We start from the raw sequence: 15,536 nt of genomic DNA on the forward strand, positions 1-15,536 counted from the left end.
CTTCAATGATTTCGCGCGGCGCTTCAATCACAAGTTGGAGCGCCGCGCCCGACAACCATGAGGTTCTTCCATGGCTATGACCACAAGTCAACGGGCTCGTATCAGCAAGATCATTCAAATAGCGGTCTTCGTCGTTGTTCTCGCAGTACTTATCCTTGCTGCCGACTGGCCACAAATCCGAAGCTCGTTCTTCGCTTTCGAGAAGATTGGATCGATGTTCCCCGATCTCATCCTTGTCGGGCTGAAAAACACAATCTTCTACACAGTTATTTCTTTTGCTTTCGGTCTAGTGCTGGGTTTGCTGTTGGCGCTCATGAAAATGGCGTCTTTTGCTCCCTACCGCTGGTTCGCCACCGGTTTCATCGAGTTCTTCCGCGGCGTTCCGGCAATCCTCGTGCTTCTCGCATTCGGCTTCGGCGTTCCTGTCGCCTTTCCGGAATCAAACTGGCCGCAACCGGTAAACATCATGGTCGCGCTGGGTTTGGTGTCGGCCGCATACATTGCCGAAACGTTGCGTGCAGGCCTGCAAGCCGTTCCCAAGGGACAAACTGAAGCAGCAAGGTCGTTGGGGATGCCAGCTTGGCGAGCCATGGTGACCATCGTCATTCCCCAGGCTTTTCGAATCGTGCTGCCGCCGCTGACCAATGAAGTCATTCTTCTGACCAAGGACTCCTCCCTGGCGTTTATTTTGGGCATGAGCTTGACTCAATACGAGATTACAAAATTTGGTCGCGAGGGAATTACCGCCTTGGGAGCGGGCATTACTCCGCTAATCGTGGCAGGCGCCTTCTATCTGGTCATCACCATTCCATTGAGCCTGATCGCGCGTCGTTTTGAGGGTTCCTCCGCCCGGCAAAAGCGCTAGGAGAAAGCATCATGAGTACATCTACGACAGAACAAAAGTTTGAAGCAGCGGGCGCGAACATCACCGGTTTGCGCAAGTCTTATGGCAACAATGAAGTGCTCAAAGGGATCGACTTGAACCTCGAACCGGGAGAGGTGGTCTGCCTGATCGGCCCCTCCGGTTCGGGTAAGTCGACTCTCCTGCGCTGCGTCAACCTACTGGAAAAGCCGAACGGCGGCACCATTCATGTCGGCGGTTTCGAGGCTACGGATCCTGATGTGGATCTGGACAGGATGCGCCGACATGTCGGCATGGTTTTCCAGCAGTTCAACCTCTTCCCCCACCTGACCGTGTTGGAGAACTGCACCGTTGCCCAGATCAAGGTCGCAAAACGGCCCAAGAGCGAGGCAAAGAGGATTGCTCAAACCAATCTTGACCGGGTGGGACTAGGTGATTTTGGCAGCCGCTATCCGGATCAGTTGTCAGGCGGGCAACAGCAACGCGTCGCCATTGCCCGCGCGCTGTCCATGGAACCGCGGCTGATGCTCTTCGATGAGCCCACAAGCGCACTGGACCCCGAAACAGTGGGCGAGGTCTTGGCGATTATGAAGTCACTGGCCAAGGGTGGCATGACCATGCTGGTGGTCACCCACGAAATGACGTTTGCCAAGGAAGTGGCGGACCGCGTGGTGTTCATGGACGACGGGGTGGTAGTTGAGGAGGGCAAGGCAGCCGACGTGATCGGCAACCCGCAGCAGCCGCGCACCCAGGACTTCCTGCGCCGGGTGCTGGATCCCACCCACGTGGATATCTAGGCCGGAACCCAGCAGCCCAAGCAGAAATAGGACACCGCGCACCCCTTGGGTGCGCGGTGTCTTTGTGCCATGGCCTGAGCAGGCTGGGCTACCGTTCGGGCCAGGGCAGCGCACCGACGGCTTCAGCCCACTGCACGGACTGGGCGCGGACCTGCTCGCGCGGGGCGCGTACTTCGATCAGCCGCACCCCGGCCCGTTGGGGTGCCGCCAACAGTTCCTCCAGCTCGCCGGAATTTTGCGGGCAGTAGTACTTCCATCCGTAGGCCTGGGCGAGGGCGTCGAGTCGGGCCGTGTGCGGGGTGGCGAACAGGCGTTCCACCGCCTGCCCGTACCGCCCCGATTCGTGGACCGCCCCGTGTTCCAGCGTGGAGAAGATCGCCCCGCCGGCATCGTTGTACACCACCACGTCCAGGGTGGGTCGCGGTTCATCGGGGGCCAGCAGCAGGGCCGAGGCCTCGTGCAGGAAGGTGATGTCCCCCAGCACGGCACGGGTCGGCTGGCCGCTGGCGATGGCCAGGCCCAAGGCGGTGGAGATGCTCCCGTCAATGCCGGCCAGACCCCGGTTGGCGTACACCCGGGCTCCGGGCCGGTCATCCCCGGCAGCGGCCAGGTCAAAGTCGCGCACGATGTTGGAGGAGCCGATGAACAACGGCCCCTGCCGGTGGCGCCACAACAGCTGGGCCAGCTGGTAGCCGTTGACATGCTTCGACGGCTGCAGGTCCCTTACTATGCCCTGTGCCTGCGCGTCCAGGCTCCGCCAGGCGTCCAGCCACCCCTTCGGGGCGGTGCCGGCGAACTCGATGAGCTGGGCGGGGTCTGCGACGAGCCGTTCGCGGCGCCGGCCCGGGGCGTACCAGGACACCGCCCGGGGCTGGTACAGGGCGCTGGGAATGTTGTGATTCGCCAGCAGGCGGGCCACCGGGCGGCTGAGCGTGGGGCGGCCAAAGAGCACCACCCGCTCGATCCGTTCCCCGGCCACGGCCAGCAGCAGCCGGTAATGGGTGATCAGCTGGGCCGAGAACCGTGCGTTCGAGGACGGTTCGGCCAACAGCGGCAGCCCCAGGGCCTGGGCGAAGGCCTGGGCTTCGGGGCCGGCGTCATGCCCGGCCAACACCACGGTGCGTCGTGCCGGCAGGGCGCCGGGCACCACCCAGCGCGGCAGGTCGGGCTGCTCCCCTGCCCAGCGCCCGGGCTGAATCTGCTGGGCCCACTGCTGTGCGCCTAAATCACTGTCCCGGGGCGGGGTGAGCGGGTCGCGGAACTGCAGGTTCAGCTGGACCGGTCCCGGCGCGCTCTTGCTTGTCCCGGCGAGCGCCCGCAGGGCTTGGTCTACCGCTGGTGTGGGCGAGGTTCCGGCCGGGACGTTCAGGTTCGCACGCACGTGCACGCCGAACAGTCCACGCTGGTCAGTGGTTTGGCTGGCGCCGGTGCCCTGCAGCTCCTCGGGACGGTCGGCGGAGAGGACCAGCAGCGCGGTGCCGGTGTGGTTGGCTTCCATGATGGCCGGCAGCAGTTGGCCCACGGCCGTGCCGGAGGTCATGGCAATCGCCACCGGGGCCCCGGAGGCCTGGGCCATGCCGAGTGCCAGGAAACCGGCGGAGCGTTCGTCGATGCGTACGTGGATGCGCAGTTTGCCGCTGGTCTCGGCCTCCGCTGCGGCGTAGGCCAGCGGGGCGCTGCGGGAACCCGGTGAGAGCACCAGGTCACGGATTCCCGCGCCGATCAGCGTGCGGAACACGTCCCGGGCGGTATCGATGGCGGTATTCGGCAGGGATTCACGGTGGTGCAGGTCCCTGGGTGACTCGTTGGCGGTGTGCGCCGTGCTTCGTTCAGCTCCCACCTGCCCCAGTCTAGTGGTTGCCCCGCCGGTCCCTGCCGCCTACCGCCTCCCGTTGCCCACTACTTGCCCGGTCCCCGGCCCTGGCCCTTGATGGCCTTGGTGCGCCGGTACACCTGCACGACGGTGGGTCGCGGGCCACGCATCTGGCCCTTCTTGGCCTTGCGACCGTCACTGACGTAGTCCGGGAACAGGGACTGGGGTTCGTTGTAGCTGCCGCCCTCCCCCGGGTGCTGGACCGAAACGAACACCGATTGATCGCTGTCGCGGATCAGCGGGCCGCAGGTCTCGGCGCCGGTCGGTACGGCCAGGAACTGTTCAACCCGCCCGCGTTGTTCACCATCCAGGGTGACCTTGTGCAGGGCATCGGAGTAACCGATGGTGCTTGGCGCCCCGTCGGTGGAGATCCACAGGTTGCCCTGGGAGTCGAAGGCCAGGTTGTCCGGGCAGGAGATTGGGGAGACCTTGTCGGCCGGGTACCCGGAGAAGTAGGTGGAGGAATTGAACTTGGGATCCCCGGCCACCAGCAGGATGTTCCAGTTGAACTCGTTGGCGGCCGCGTCGGTGGGGTTCTCGGTGATCTCCAGTACGTGCCCGTCCCGGTTGCGCAGGCGCGGGCTGACCTCGGTGGCCCCCTCGGTGCCATGGTTGCCGCGTTCGGAGTTGTTGGTCAGGGCCACGTAGACCTTGCCGGTGACGGGGCTGGGTTCCACGTCCTCCGGGCGGTCCAGCTTGGTGGCGCCGAGCTTGTCAGCGGCCAGCCGGGTGTAGACCAGGACCTCGTCCAGGGCCATGCCCGGTACCTGGGAGGCCCCGTTGAGCACCAGCGGGACCCACGTCCCGGTGCCGTCAAAGGCTCCGTCGGTGGGCAGCGTTCCGGTGCCGTCGATTTCACGGGCCGGGGAATTGCCGCTGAAGGTGGCCACGTACAGATCCCCGTGGGACAGCAGCGTCATGTTGTGGGCGCGGTCCCCCTTGCGGTAGGTGTCGCGCGAGACGAACTTGTACAGGTATTCAAAGCGCGAGTCATCACCCGAGTAGGCGATGACCTTGCCGTTCTGTGCGATCCGCACGTTGGCACCCTCGTGCTTGAACCGGCCCAGGCTGGTCTGCTTCACCGGGACCGAGTCCGGGTTTTGCGGATCAATTTCCACCACCCACCCGAAGCGGTTGGCCTCGTTCTCATAGCCGGGGTGGTGCAGCCCGAAGCGCGGTTCGCTCTCTTCCCAGCCGCGGCCGGTGGCCTTGGCCTTGATCCCGTACCGGGCTTCCTGCGCGGTGCCCCGGCCCCGGAAGTACTGGTCGAAGTTTTCCTCCCCGCTCAACACGGTTCCCCACGGGGTGGTGCCCCCGGCGCAGTTGTTCAGCGTTCCCAGCACCCGGGTTCCGGTATCGTCCTCACGAGTGCGCAGCAGCGGGCTGCCGGCGGCCGGGCCGGTCATGCGGAACTCGGTGTGCATGGTGATGCGCCGGTTGCGTTCGCCGCCCACGATGTAGTTCCAACGCCGGTCGTTCTTCTTGCGCTGCACTTCCACCACTGACATGCCGTGCGCGGCCAGCGCGACCCGACGGGCCTCGTCCTTGTTCGCCTCAAACCAAGCGGGCGGGAACATCATTTCCTCGTTCGTGTATTCGTGGTTGGCCACCAGCACCCCGCGATGTGATGAGTACTTGTCCACGATGATGTCCAGGTAGTCGCAGTTGTAGCCGAACTGTGCGGCCTGCGCCTTCGCCGAGGGTTTGGCCGGGTCCAGGGCCTGCTTGCGGGAGAACAACGGGTCACCCCAGCGGATGATCGGGTGCCAGTCATAGCCCTCAGGCACGCTCATGCCGTCCACCGAGCGGGACACCGGGGCGATGGCGGTGAAGGGCAGCGACCCGCGGGTTCCCTGGGCCGCCTGGGCGGCGCTGGCGGCCGGGGCGGAGAGCAGGGAGGGGCCCAGCACCACGGCCGCCGCGCCCACGGCGCCGAGCCCGAGCATGCTGCGCCGCGAGAGGGCAGCATCGGCGATGTCCTTGAAGTACTCGTTGTCCGAGGTGTTGGCTTGCGGCGCGGCGCACGCGTCACCGCACTTGTAATGGCAGGTGGCCGCCGAACGGTTGCCGCGGGTGTGACCTTGCATGGGAAGCAGCCGGCGCGAGGTTTGCATCAGGGATCACTTTCTGTGGTGGTGCTGCACGCCGCGAGCCCGGTGCCTGGGCTGGGGTGTGAAGCGGTGGCTCATCGTGCGCTGGGAAGGGCGCAAGAAGAGCGTGCCACCCGTGGGTGATCGCCGGGGAACCGGAAGGTTAACCTCAGGCCAACGGACGCTGTGCCAGGTCCTGCCCGGCCAGGATGGCGTAGCAGCTTTCCAGGCGCTGCATCCAGCGCTGCCGGCCTTCGGGTTCCACGCTGTAGTGGCGCAGCTTCTGCCGGCTGACGCCGGGGCGGCGCACCTGCAGGTAGCCGGCTTCGGCCAGCAGCGGCTGCTCGGTGACGTCATCTTTGTACAGGGTGCCGGTGGACAGCCCGCAGGCGTACTTCAGCTCCGGCAGGCTGGCGGCCAGTGCGGCGCCCTGGCCCAGCCCCACCGAGGTGTCCAGGGCGCTGGAGACGACCGCGTCCAGCCCGGCCTCGGCCACGATCTGCAGGGCCTGGCGGATGCCGCCCAGTGGCTGGGCCTTGATGACCATCAAGTCCGCCGCGCCCTTGCGGGAAACCTCCAACGGGTCGGTGTGCTTGCGCACCGATTCGTCGGCGGCGATCTTCAGGTCAATGTGCCGTGCGGCCAGGTCCGCGCGCAGCCGGGCCAGGTCATCGATGCCCGGTACCGGCTGTTCGGCGTATTCCAGGTCGTATTCGCTTAGCCGGGCCAGGGCGGCGACGGCCTGCTGGGCGGTCCATCCGGCGTTGGCGTCCACGCGCAGCGCCGCCTGCGGGTAGAGGCGCCGGGTTTCGGCGACCCGGGCAATGTCGTCCTGCAGGATTTGGCCGCGTTCGGCGACCTTGATCTTGATGGTGTGCGGCGCATCGTACTGTTCCAGCACCCGGCCGACCTGTTCGGTGCTCACCGCCGGAAGGGTGGCGTTGACCGGGATGCGCTGCACCGTGGTCTCCGGGTAGGGCTGGTAGGCGGATTCGATGGCGGCGGCCAGCCAGCGGCTGGCTTCGGCCGGTTCGTACTCCAAGAAGGGGGAGAACTCTCCCCAGCCGGCCGGTCCCTGCAGCAGCAGGGCCTCACGTTCGACCACTGCCCGGAACTTCACGCGCAGCGGCAGGCGCACCACAAACGAGTTGGCTTTGAGTTCATCGAGGCTGGGCAGTTGGTTCTCCATGCCTACCAGCCTAGGACAATGTGTTCGGTATCGCGTATCGGGCGGGCTGTGGGGCGACTTGATGTGTGACAATCTGGAAACATGCGAGATTCCAGGCGAGTGAAAGGGCCGCGCCATCTGAAGTGGTGGTGGGCGCTGCCGCTGCTGGGCGTGGTGGGCTGCGTGGAGTACCTGTTCTTCGTTCGGCTGCGTCCGGGCCAGTGGGCCGATGAGGCCGCGTTCCTGGCCTGGGTGAACTGGTGGCCGCGCACCGGACTGGATTCGCCGGTGCGGGCGTTCTTGGATCTGCTGCCGGCCATGTGCGCGGTGATTGCGGTGCTGTTCCTGATCTATCGGGTGATCCGGGACCGCAGTTTCGTGCGGGCGGCGGTGGCCAGCCTGGCGGCGGTGGCGGCCGTGGGCAGCACCCAGCTGCTCAAGCATTTTGTCCTGGAGCGCCCGGATTTCAATTTCGGCACCGCCATGAACTCCTTCCCGTCCGGGCACACCACCACCGCCGCGGCGGCCATGGGGCTGATGTATGTGATCTCCCCTCCCCGACTGCGCCCGGTCGTGGGGCCCTTCGCCTGGGGCTTTGCCACGATCACCGGGCTGGCGACACTGATTTCCGGCTGGCACCGACCCTCGGACATCGCCGCCGGGTTCGTGATGGCCGGGTGGTGGATGGTCATTGGCTGCGCCATCCTGCAGGCCCGCCAGCCGCTGGCGGCAAAGGTGAAGAGCACCGCCTGGTCACGGCGGGCCGGGCTGCTCGCCCTGCTGGCCTGGGCGGCGGTCATCGCCCTGTCCTGGCTGCTGCCCCACCCGCACATCAAGCAGATCCCGGACCCGCTGCTGGTGCTCTATGCGGGGCTGGGGATCGCGCACATCGTGGCCAGCGCCCTGCTGAGCGGGCTGTGCCTGCGTTCGGTGGTGCTCGGCCCGGCGCGCCGGCGCTGATGGCCTAGCCGGCGCGGCGGGTGCGGGGAATGAAATAGCCAAAGATTCCGGCCCCCAGCACCGAGATCCCGCCCAGCGCCCACACCCCGGCGCCCAGGGTGCCCACCGCGACCAGGCCCGAGAGCAGCACCGGGCCGGCCATGGCCCCGGCATCGGACATCAGGCGCCACAGGCCCAGGAACTTTGCCCGGCCGACCGGCGGTGAATAATCCGCCCCGAGGGTCATCACAATCCCCGAGCCGATCCCGTTGCCGAACCCCAGCAGCATGGATACCGCCAACATGGCGCCCACGGTGTGGGTCAGCGGCAGCAGGAACAGAGCCAACGCCATGGTGGCCATGCACGGCACCGCCACCCAGGCCCGGCCCCGCTTGTCCATGACCTTGCCCGCCGGGTAGAAGATGAGCATGTCAATCGCCCCGGACAGGCCGTAAATCAGGGAAATGGTGGCCGCGTCCAGGCCAATGTTCTCGCCCCACAGCGGCAGCACCACCTGCCGGGTGGCGCGGACCGCGGAAATGCACACCACCCCCAGCCCCAACCCCAGCAGGATCCGCCACTGGGCCTTGGCAATGGACAGCATCGAGGTGCCGTTCGGGGTGTTGCCGGCGGCCGGCTCGGCACGGGTGGCCAGTTCGGGGATCCACAGGCACACGACCATGGCGGTGAGCATGGCCAGCAGGCCCACCCAGTACGCCCCGGTCAGCCCCAGCCATTTCATGGCCAGGGTCGCGGCGAAGGGCCCGATGAACACGCCGATGCGCATCACCCCGCCGAGCATGGACATGGCCCGGGCCCTGAATTCCATAGGCACCGCCTCGGCCAGGTAGCTTTGCCGGGCCAGGTTGAACACGGCCCCGGCCATCCCCAGCATGCCCACCCCCAGGGCAAAAAGCCCCAGGTTGCTGGGGACAATGCCCAGCACCATGCCCAGGCTCGCCCAGGCTGCGGCCAGCACCATGGAAATGCGCTCCCCGTAGCGGGTGGTCAACACGGCGGCGGGCACGTTGGCCAGCAGAGAGCCAACCCCAACCAGCGTGACAATCAGTGCGGCGGTGGCGGTATCCGCCCCGCGACCGAGCGCCGCCAGTGAAATGATCGGGGCCACGGCCCCCACCCCCACCCCGTAGAGCAGGGAGGGTGAGTAGACCTTCAGCGCAAGGGGACGCAGGCTGAAGGGTTGTTCGCTCATGCTCCAATCCTACGCACCAGCCCCGCCACCACCGGCGGGGGTGGGCGCCTTGACAGGCTAATCGCGCGGTTCGGCCTGGTGCATGCGGGCCAGCAACTGGTCGCGAACGGCCTCGGAGTCCTCCATGGTCACGGCAAAGCGCTTGTCCCCGGTGGTGTGCACCACCAGCCCGTCCATGGCGCGGAACACGATGGCCGAGCCGCCGGGGAAGAACCGCCAGCCCCAGCCGCCCCACTGCCCCGGGGTGATCCATTCACTGTCCACGCTCTGGATCTGCCCCAGCGGGATCCGGCGCATCGTGAAGCCCAGAATCCCGGAGGTCACCAGCAGCCCCTTCTCATCCACCTGCACGGTTATGCGGCACACCCCCAACAGCAGCGCCAGGGCGAACAACAGCAGCACGGGTCCGGTCAGCAGGCCGAGCACCCCACCGTTCTCCGCCGACCCGTCGAGCACAAAGAACATGACCACGGTGAACACCAGCAGACCCGCGCTCAGGACCCACAGCCACACCGGCGCGTTCACGCTGCGCTGCAGGGGCTGCTGCGCCACGGGCAGCGCCTGGGGAAGTTCCCGTCCCTGCCCCTGGGCGATCCGTTCATCGCGTTCCTGCTTCATCCCCCGGTTCGCCTGCTGGTACACGCCGCTGATCCAGGCCGGCACCAGGCCGAGCAGCGAACCGGCGATCAGCAGCAGGATCCAGGCGCCCAACTGCGCCTGCGCCGGGTCCCCTGCCAGCACGGTCGGCAGCACGCAGCCGATGAACATGGTTCCGCTCGTCCAGGCCGCCAGGCCGCCCAGGAACAGCATCAGCAGCTGGGCCGTGGGACGCTTGGCCCCCATCCCGGCCAGGCCCAGCAGCGCCCCGGCCGCGGCAATCCCCAGGCACACTCCGTAGAACGGGCCAAAGCTGCTGAAGCCATCCGGGTAGTCCAGCCCCGACCAGTGGGTGGCCACCACCTCCGGGGCCTGCGCGCCCAGCAGCATCCGGGTGACCAGCACCGCCACCGCCGGCACGAGCAGCAGCAGTGAACTCACCGCCCGGTGCTTGACGGTAACCGGTCCTGTGGGCTGCTTCATGGCTCTTCCTCGGGCTCGTGGGTTCAGCGCCGCGGCATCCGCTGCCGCCGCTGTTTGCATGGACCAGCACCAAAATAGTTGCAGGTCACATCGTTCTTTGCTTTTGATCCTCTCCCGCGCGGCCCCGGTGGGGCAAATCCCGAGCCGAAAGAGTCCTCCGGGGTTAAAAGCACGGCGCCCGGCTCGAAAGCCGGGCGCCGAGCTCCACGCCGGGTGGCGGTGGCCGCTACAGTGAAATGACCGCGTGCTGCGGGTTGGTCATCGCATCGGCGACGAAGCGCAGGAAGCCTGCCGCGGTGCCGCCATCACACACGCGGTGGTCGAAGCTGAGCGTCAGCTCGCAGATCGAACGTACCTTGACCTTGCCCTTGACCACCCAGGGACGTTCCACGACCCGGCCGATGCCCAGGATCGCGGCCTCCGGGTAGTTGATGATCGCCGCGGAGCCATCCACGTTGAACACCCCGTAGTTGTTGATGGTGAAGGTGCTGCCGGACAGGTCCGACACCCCGGCCTTGCCTTCGCGGGCCAGCGAAGCCAGGCGGGCGAACTCGGCCGAGAGCTGCTGTGCGTTCAGCTGGTGCGCGCCGCGCACGTTGGGGACCACCAGGCCCCGCTCGGTTTGCGCGGCGAAGCCCAGGTTCACCCCGTCGAAGCGGGTCTGGGTCAGCTGCCCGTCGGCCCCCACCTCGATGCGGCTGTTCAGTTCCGGGAACTGCTTCAGGCCCAGCACCGCGAAGCGGGAGATGATGGCCAGCATGCTCGGGGCGCTGCCGGCACTTTCCTTGACCTTGGCGCGCAGCTTCAGCAGCTTGGTGACATCCACATCCACCCAGACGGTCGCCTCGGGAATCTCCCGGCGCGAGGTGCTCATCGCGTTGGCGATGGTGCGCCGCACGCCGGAGAGCACCGTGGATTCGGCCACCGGCAGGCCGGTGCGTGAATCGGTCTGCCCGGCGCCGGCCGGGGCACTGGCCGCCGCGGCCGGGGCCGGGGTGGCTGCCGGGGCCGGGGTGCTGGCCGCAGCCGGGGCGCCGGAGTCGATGCGGGACTGGATGTCGCTGCGCAGCACCATCCCGTTCTGGCCGGTGCCCTGCACGGTGGCGATGTCGATCCCGTGATCGCGCGCCAGCTTGCGCACGATCGGGTTGATCACCAGCGGGGCCTGCTCGTTGGCCGGTCCGGGGGTGGTGACCACGCTGCCGGCGCGCGGGCGGCGCCGGCGGCTGCCGGTGGACTTGGCCGCGCCGGTGCCGTAGCCGATCAGCACGTTGCCGCTGCCCTCGTCCTCGGCCTGCGGGGCCGTGGTTCCGGCACGCTCCTCCTCACGGTAGGACAGCGCCCCCTCGGCCGGCTCGGAGTCCGCGGGCGAACCGGAGTCCTGGCCGCCGGCTTCCCCGGCCTCGGTGGCCACGGAGATGAACGGCTCGTCAACCAGCATCATCTGCCCGGCTTCCCCGTGCAGCTGGTGCACCACGCCCTCGAACGGACAGGGGATCTCCACCAGCGACTTGGCGGTCTCCACCTCGGCGATGGGCTGGTCCACGGCCACGGTGTCCCCCGCGGCGACCATCCAGCGCACCAGTTCGGCCTCGGTCAGGCCCTCCCCCAGGTCGGGGAGCAGGAATGTCTTGATCACGTTAGGCCTCCCATTGCAGTTGGTCGACGGCGTCGAGGATGCGCTCGGCGCTGGGCAGGTGGTGCTTTTCCAGGGTCGGGGCCGGGTACGGGATGTCGAACCCGGTCACCCGCAGCACCGGGGCCGCCAGCGAGTGGAAGCAGCGCTCCTGGATCCTGGCGGTGATTTCACTGGCCACGGACACGAAGCCCTGGGCTTCGCCGATCACCACGGCCCGTCCGGTCTTGCGTACCGAGGCGGCCACGGTCTCATCATCGAACGGCACAATGGTGCGCACGTCGATGACTTCCAGGTTCCGGCCCTCCTCGGCGGCGATCTTGGCCGCCTCCAGGGCGGTGGACACGCTCGGGCCGTAGGCCACCAGGGTGGCGTCGGTGCCCGGGCGGGCGATGCGGGCGGTGCCCTCGGTCTTCGCCGCGCGCTGCGCCTCGTACTGCCGGGCCAGGTCCTCCAGGTCCACCTGGTCCTTGGTCCAGTACAGCTTCTTCGGCTCAAAGAACACCACCGGGTCCGGGGAGTCGATGGCCTCGCGCAGCATCAGGTAGGCGTCCTGCACGGTGGAGGGGGTGAAGACCTTCAGCCCCGGGGTGTGGGCGTAGTAGGCCTCGGAGGAGTCGCAGTGGTGCTCCACCCCGCCCACGCCGCCGGCGTAGGGGATGCGGATGACCATCGGCAGCGGCAGGCGGCCCTGGGTGCGGTTGCGCATCTTGGCCACGTGCGAGGCGATCTGTTCGAAGGCCGGGTAGGCGAATGCGTCGAACTGCATCTCAATCACCGGGCGCATCTCATTCATGGCCATGCCCACGGCCATGCCCACGATGCCCGATTCGGCCAGCGGGGTGTCAAAGCAGCGGTGGGAACCAAACCGGGCGGTCAGCCCGTCGGTGATGCGGAAGACCCCGCCAAGCACTCCGACGTCCTCGCCGAAGATGACCACCGACTCATCCGCGCTCAGCGCGTCGGCCAGGGCGGTGTTCAGGGCCTTGCCGAAGGTCACCGGCTGGTTGGCCGCGGCCTTGGCTGCGGCGGCGTGTGCGGTTTCGGCGCTGACGTTGCCGTTCTCGGCTGATGCGGTTGCAGTCACCTTATGCCTCCTCGCGGGCTAGTTCGTCGGCCAGCAGTGCGGACTGTTCCTTCAGCTGGGCGGTGGGGGTCGAATACACGTGGTTGAACAGCTCCAGCGGGTCGGTGTCCGCGTCCTGGTTCATCCCGTCGCGCAGGGTCTTGGCCACGGTTTCGGCGTGGTCGGTGATCCGCTGCGTGGCCTCGGACTCCAGCAGCCCGGAGTCGGCCAGGTAGGCTTCCATGCGCTTGACCGGATCCTTGGCCACCCATTCGGCCACCTCCGCGTCCTCGCGGTAGCGCTTGTCGTCATCGGCGTTGGTGTGCGCCTGCATGCGGTAGGTGTGCGCCTCGATCATCAGCGGGCCGGAGCCCTCGCGGGCCAGGCGCACGGCGCGGCCCATGACGGCCATCAGCGCGATCAGGTCGTTGCCGTCCACGCGTTCGCCGGCCATGCCGTAGCCCACGGCCTTGTGGGCCAGCGACGGGGCAACCGACTGCTGGGAAAGCGGCACGGAGATGGCGTACTTGTTGTTCTGCACGAAGAAGATCACCGGCAGGTTGAACACGGCGGCGAAGTTCAGGGCCTCGTGGAAGTCGCCTTCACTGGTCGCACCGTCGCCGCACATGGCCACCACCACGGTGTTCTCCCCGCGCAGCTTTGCGGCGTGGGCAACACCCACCGCGTGCAGCAACTGGGTGGTCAGCGGGGTGGACATCGGGGCCACCTGGTACTGCTTCGGGTCGTAGCCGCAGTGCCATTCGCCGCGGAAGCTGGTCATGACCTCCATCGGGGCCACGCCCTTGGTCATCACCGCCACCGAGTCCCGATAGGTCGGGAAAAGCCAGTCGCCATCCTGCAGGCACAGCGCGGCAGCGACCTGGCAGGCCTCCTGCCCGTGGCTGGAGGGGTAGACGGCCATGCGGCCCTGGCGGACCAGGGCCGAGTTCTGGTCGTTGACCCGTCGCCCGACCACCAGCGCCTCGTAGGCGCGCAGCAGTTCGGCGGGGCTGGGCAGCGGGTACTCGTGCCCCGGCTCCGCGCCCTGCTCCTCGGTGGAGCGCAGCGAGCCATCCGGGTTCAGCAGATTGATCATGTGCCGTGCCGGCAGCATGTAGTCCTCGGGGGAAATGCCGAATTTGCGGCTGACTTCAGTGATGAGGTCTTCGCGGGGTTCGGTGCTCATGGCAACCCACCTTTCCTGACCGGGTGCGTGACCCACGACAGAGGGTCGTGTGAAATCACTCACCAATACATTCTTTGTTCACAATTATGGGTAACGATGACTATTCGTCGCCAGTCCGGCGGCTGATCCCAGAAAGTTGCGGGAATATTCCCTATACTCGTAGACGAATAGTTCATTCATCAGGGCTTTGACGAGAACTCGTCCGCCCGCAGTTTCAGGAGCTTTGGTGAGCAAGGAAACCGAGATCAAACTCGATGACGTGGATCATGCGATCCTGGCCGAATTGACCCGGGACGGACGCCAGTCGGTGACCACCGTGGCACAGCGGGTGCACGTCTCGCGGGCCCACGCCTATTCACGCATTGCCCGCCTGCAGGACGCCGGGGTGATCACCCGGTACACGGCGGTCATCGACCCGGTCAAGGCGGGCCTGAAGGCCAGCGCCTATGTCACCCTGAAGCTGCGCCAGCATTCGTGGCGGGAGCTGCGGGACCATCTGGCCTCCATCCCGGAGGTGCACCACGTGGGCCTGGTGGGCGGGAACTTCGATGTGATCCTGCTGGTGCGGGCCAAGGACAACCTGGACCTGCGCCGGGTGGTCTTTGAACGCCTCCAATCCCTGCCCACCGTGCTTGACACCCAGACGCTGCTGATTTTCGAGGACGCCGACACCCGGTAGGGGGTATCCCGCAGCCCCCTGGGCCGGCCGCTGTTCCGGCGCATTGCCCCTCCGGCTGGGCGCAGTGCCGGTCAACGCAGGCAGCCTCCGGGAAAAGACGGTGTCTTTTCCCGGAGGCTGCGTGCGGTCGGTGGCGGTGTTCGCCAGTGCTGTTAGCCGCGGCCGGTGAACCGCGGCGCGCGCTTTTCCTGGAAGGCCTTGAAGCCCTCGCCGTAGTCGGCGGTGTCACACAGGGCCGCCTGGGCCTTGTTCTCGGCGCGCATGGACGCCCACAGCCCCACCCGCTCGTCACGGATCTGGGCGACCAGTTCTTTGGAGGCCACGAACGCCTGGGTGGCGCCGTTGGCGACCCGGGCCACGATCTGCCCGGTCTGCTCCAGCAGCTGCTCCGCGGCGAAGGCCCGGGAGAACAGCCCGGAGCGCACCGCCTCGGTGCCGGAAATCAGTTCGGCGGTATAGATCAGATCCAGGGTCCGGTGGGCGCCGAGCCGTTCGGTGAACAACCAGTGACCGCCCGAATCCAGGGTGGCGCCCAGATTGGCGAACGGGGAGCCGATCTTCGCGTTCTCGGCCACGTAGACCACGTCGGTGGCTACGGCCAGGCCCAGCCCGACGCCCAGGCAGGCGCCGTGCACCGCGGCGAACGTCGGGGCGGGAAACGCCGACATCTTCTGCAGCAGCGGCTGCACCTTGCCGTCGAGGTAGCCCATGACGTCATCGTCTGCCGGGTTCACCCCGGAGATGTCCCGTCCGGCACAGAACCCGCGGCCCTCTCCGCGCAGCAGCAGGGCGCGCACCTGACCGGACTGCACCTGGGCGGCCGCCTGGTCATAGGCCTCGGACAGTTCGGCCAGGGCCGCCTCGTCCAGCGCGTTCATCTTCTGCGGTGCGTTCAGCACCACGGTGGCCACCGAATCGGCAATGTTCAGTTCGATCATCGGGCGGCT

13 protein-coding genes are annotated in these 15,536 nt (G+C 67.2%); 4 read left to right on the plus strand and 9 right to left on the minus strand.

Annotation, left to right across the window (positions count from 1 at the left end):
- The first annotated feature begins 70 nt into the window (after positions 1-70).
- Both AC6I21_RS11285 and AC6I21_RS11290 read left to right on the plus strand, forming a co-directional pair.
- A complete protein-coding gene (locus tag AC6I21_RS11285) occupies positions 71-865 on the plus strand; it encodes an amino acid ABC transporter permease (protein WP_446754387.1) in 795 nt (264 codons plus the stop codon).
- Between the two features lie 11 nt (positions 866-876).
- On the plus strand, positions 877-1,659 hold the full coding sequence (locus tag AC6I21_RS11290) for an amino acid ABC transporter ATP-binding protein (RefSeq protein ID WP_138926633.1): 783 nt from the start codon (positions 877-879) through the stop codon (positions 1,657-1,659).
- Between the two features lie 88 nt (positions 1,660-1,747).
- On the opposite strand, the gene menD is transcribed toward AC6I21_RS11290, so the two are convergent.
- The 3 genes from menD to AC6I21_RS11305 all read right to left on the minus strand — a co-directional run bounded on the left by menD (position 1,748) and on the right by AC6I21_RS11305 (position 6,811).
- Entirely contained in the window at positions 1,748-3,499 is a 1,752-nt protein-coding gene (gene menD / locus AC6I21_RS11295) for a 2-succinyl-5-enolpyruvyl-6-hydroxy-3-cyclohexene-1-carboxylic-acid synthase (protein ID WP_497762396.1), read from the minus strand.
- A 59-nt stretch (positions 3,500-3,558) separates the two neighbouring features.
- Positions 3,559-5,646, minus strand: coding sequence for a PhoX family protein (locus AC6I21_RS11300; RefSeq protein WP_497762397.1), 2,088 nt, complete (start codon positions 5,644-5,646; stop codon positions 3,559-3,561).
- Positions 5,647-5,791: 145 nt separating this feature from the next.
- On the minus strand, positions 5,792-6,811 hold the full coding sequence (locus AC6I21_RS11305; protein ID WP_497762398.1) for an o-succinylbenzoate synthase: 1,020 nt from the start codon (positions 6,809-6,811) through the stop codon (positions 5,792-5,794).
- 99 nt (positions 6,812-6,910) lie between these two features.
- Here AC6I21_RS11305 and AC6I21_RS11310 point away from each other — a divergent pair, with 99 nt between their 5' ends.
- Positions 6,911-7,750, plus strand: coding sequence for a phosphatase PAP2 family protein (locus tag AC6I21_RS11310; protein ID WP_446754391.1), 840 nt, complete (start codon positions 6,911-6,913; stop codon positions 7,748-7,750).
- 4 nt (positions 7,751-7,754) lie between these two features.
- Here AC6I21_RS11310 and AC6I21_RS11315 read toward each other — a convergent pair whose 3' ends face one another.
- From AC6I21_RS11315 to pdhA, 5 genes are all read right to left on the minus strand, one after another.
- Positions 7,755-8,942: an MFS transporter gene (locus AC6I21_RS11315; RefSeq protein ID WP_360028176.1), complete on the minus strand. Its 1,188-nt coding sequence runs from the start codon at positions 8,940-8,942 to the stop codon at positions 7,755-7,757.
- Between the two features lie 57 nt (positions 8,943-8,999).
- A complete protein-coding gene (locus AC6I21_RS11320) occupies positions 9,000-10,022 on the minus strand; it encodes a hypothetical protein (RefSeq protein ID WP_497762399.1) in 1,023 nt (340 codons plus the stop codon).
- Between the two features lie 226 nt (positions 10,023-10,248).
- Positions 10,249-11,658: a dihydrolipoamide acetyltransferase family protein gene (locus tag AC6I21_RS11325; RefSeq protein ID WP_497763422.1), complete on the minus strand. Its 1,410-nt coding sequence runs from the start codon at positions 11,656-11,658 to the stop codon at positions 10,249-10,251.
- 4 nt (positions 11,659-11,662) lie between these two features.
- Complete coding sequence (locus AC6I21_RS11330) at positions 11,663-12,745, minus strand: alpha-ketoacid dehydrogenase subunit beta (RefSeq protein ID WP_138926639.1); 1,083 nt, start codon at positions 12,743-12,745, stop codon at positions 11,663-11,665.
- Position 12,746: 1 nt separating this feature from the next.
- Positions 12,747-13,910: a pyruvate dehydrogenase (acetyl-transferring) E1 component subunit alpha gene (gene pdhA / locus AC6I21_RS11335; RefSeq protein WP_138177008.1), complete on the minus strand. Its 1,164-nt coding sequence runs from the start codon at positions 13,908-13,910 to the stop codon at positions 12,747-12,749.
- 226 nt (positions 13,911-14,136) lie between these two features.
- On the opposite strand from pdhA, the gene AC6I21_RS11340 reads away from it, so the two are divergent.
- A complete protein-coding gene (locus AC6I21_RS11340) occupies positions 14,137-14,589 on the plus strand; it encodes an Lrp/AsnC family transcriptional regulator (protein WP_171021222.1) in 453 nt (150 codons plus the stop codon).
- Positions 14,590-14,741: 152 nt separating this feature from the next.
- Here the strand turns inward: AC6I21_RS11340 and AC6I21_RS11345 are convergent, their stop codons facing one another.
- Positions 14,742-15,527, minus strand: coding sequence for an enoyl-CoA hydratase/isomerase family protein (locus tag AC6I21_RS11345; RefSeq protein ID WP_138177005.1), 786 nt, complete (start codon positions 15,525-15,527; stop codon positions 14,742-14,744).
- Positions 15,528-15,536: the final 9 nt, after the last annotated feature.

The organism is Glutamicibacter sp. St.4D3 (assembly GCF_059728615.1).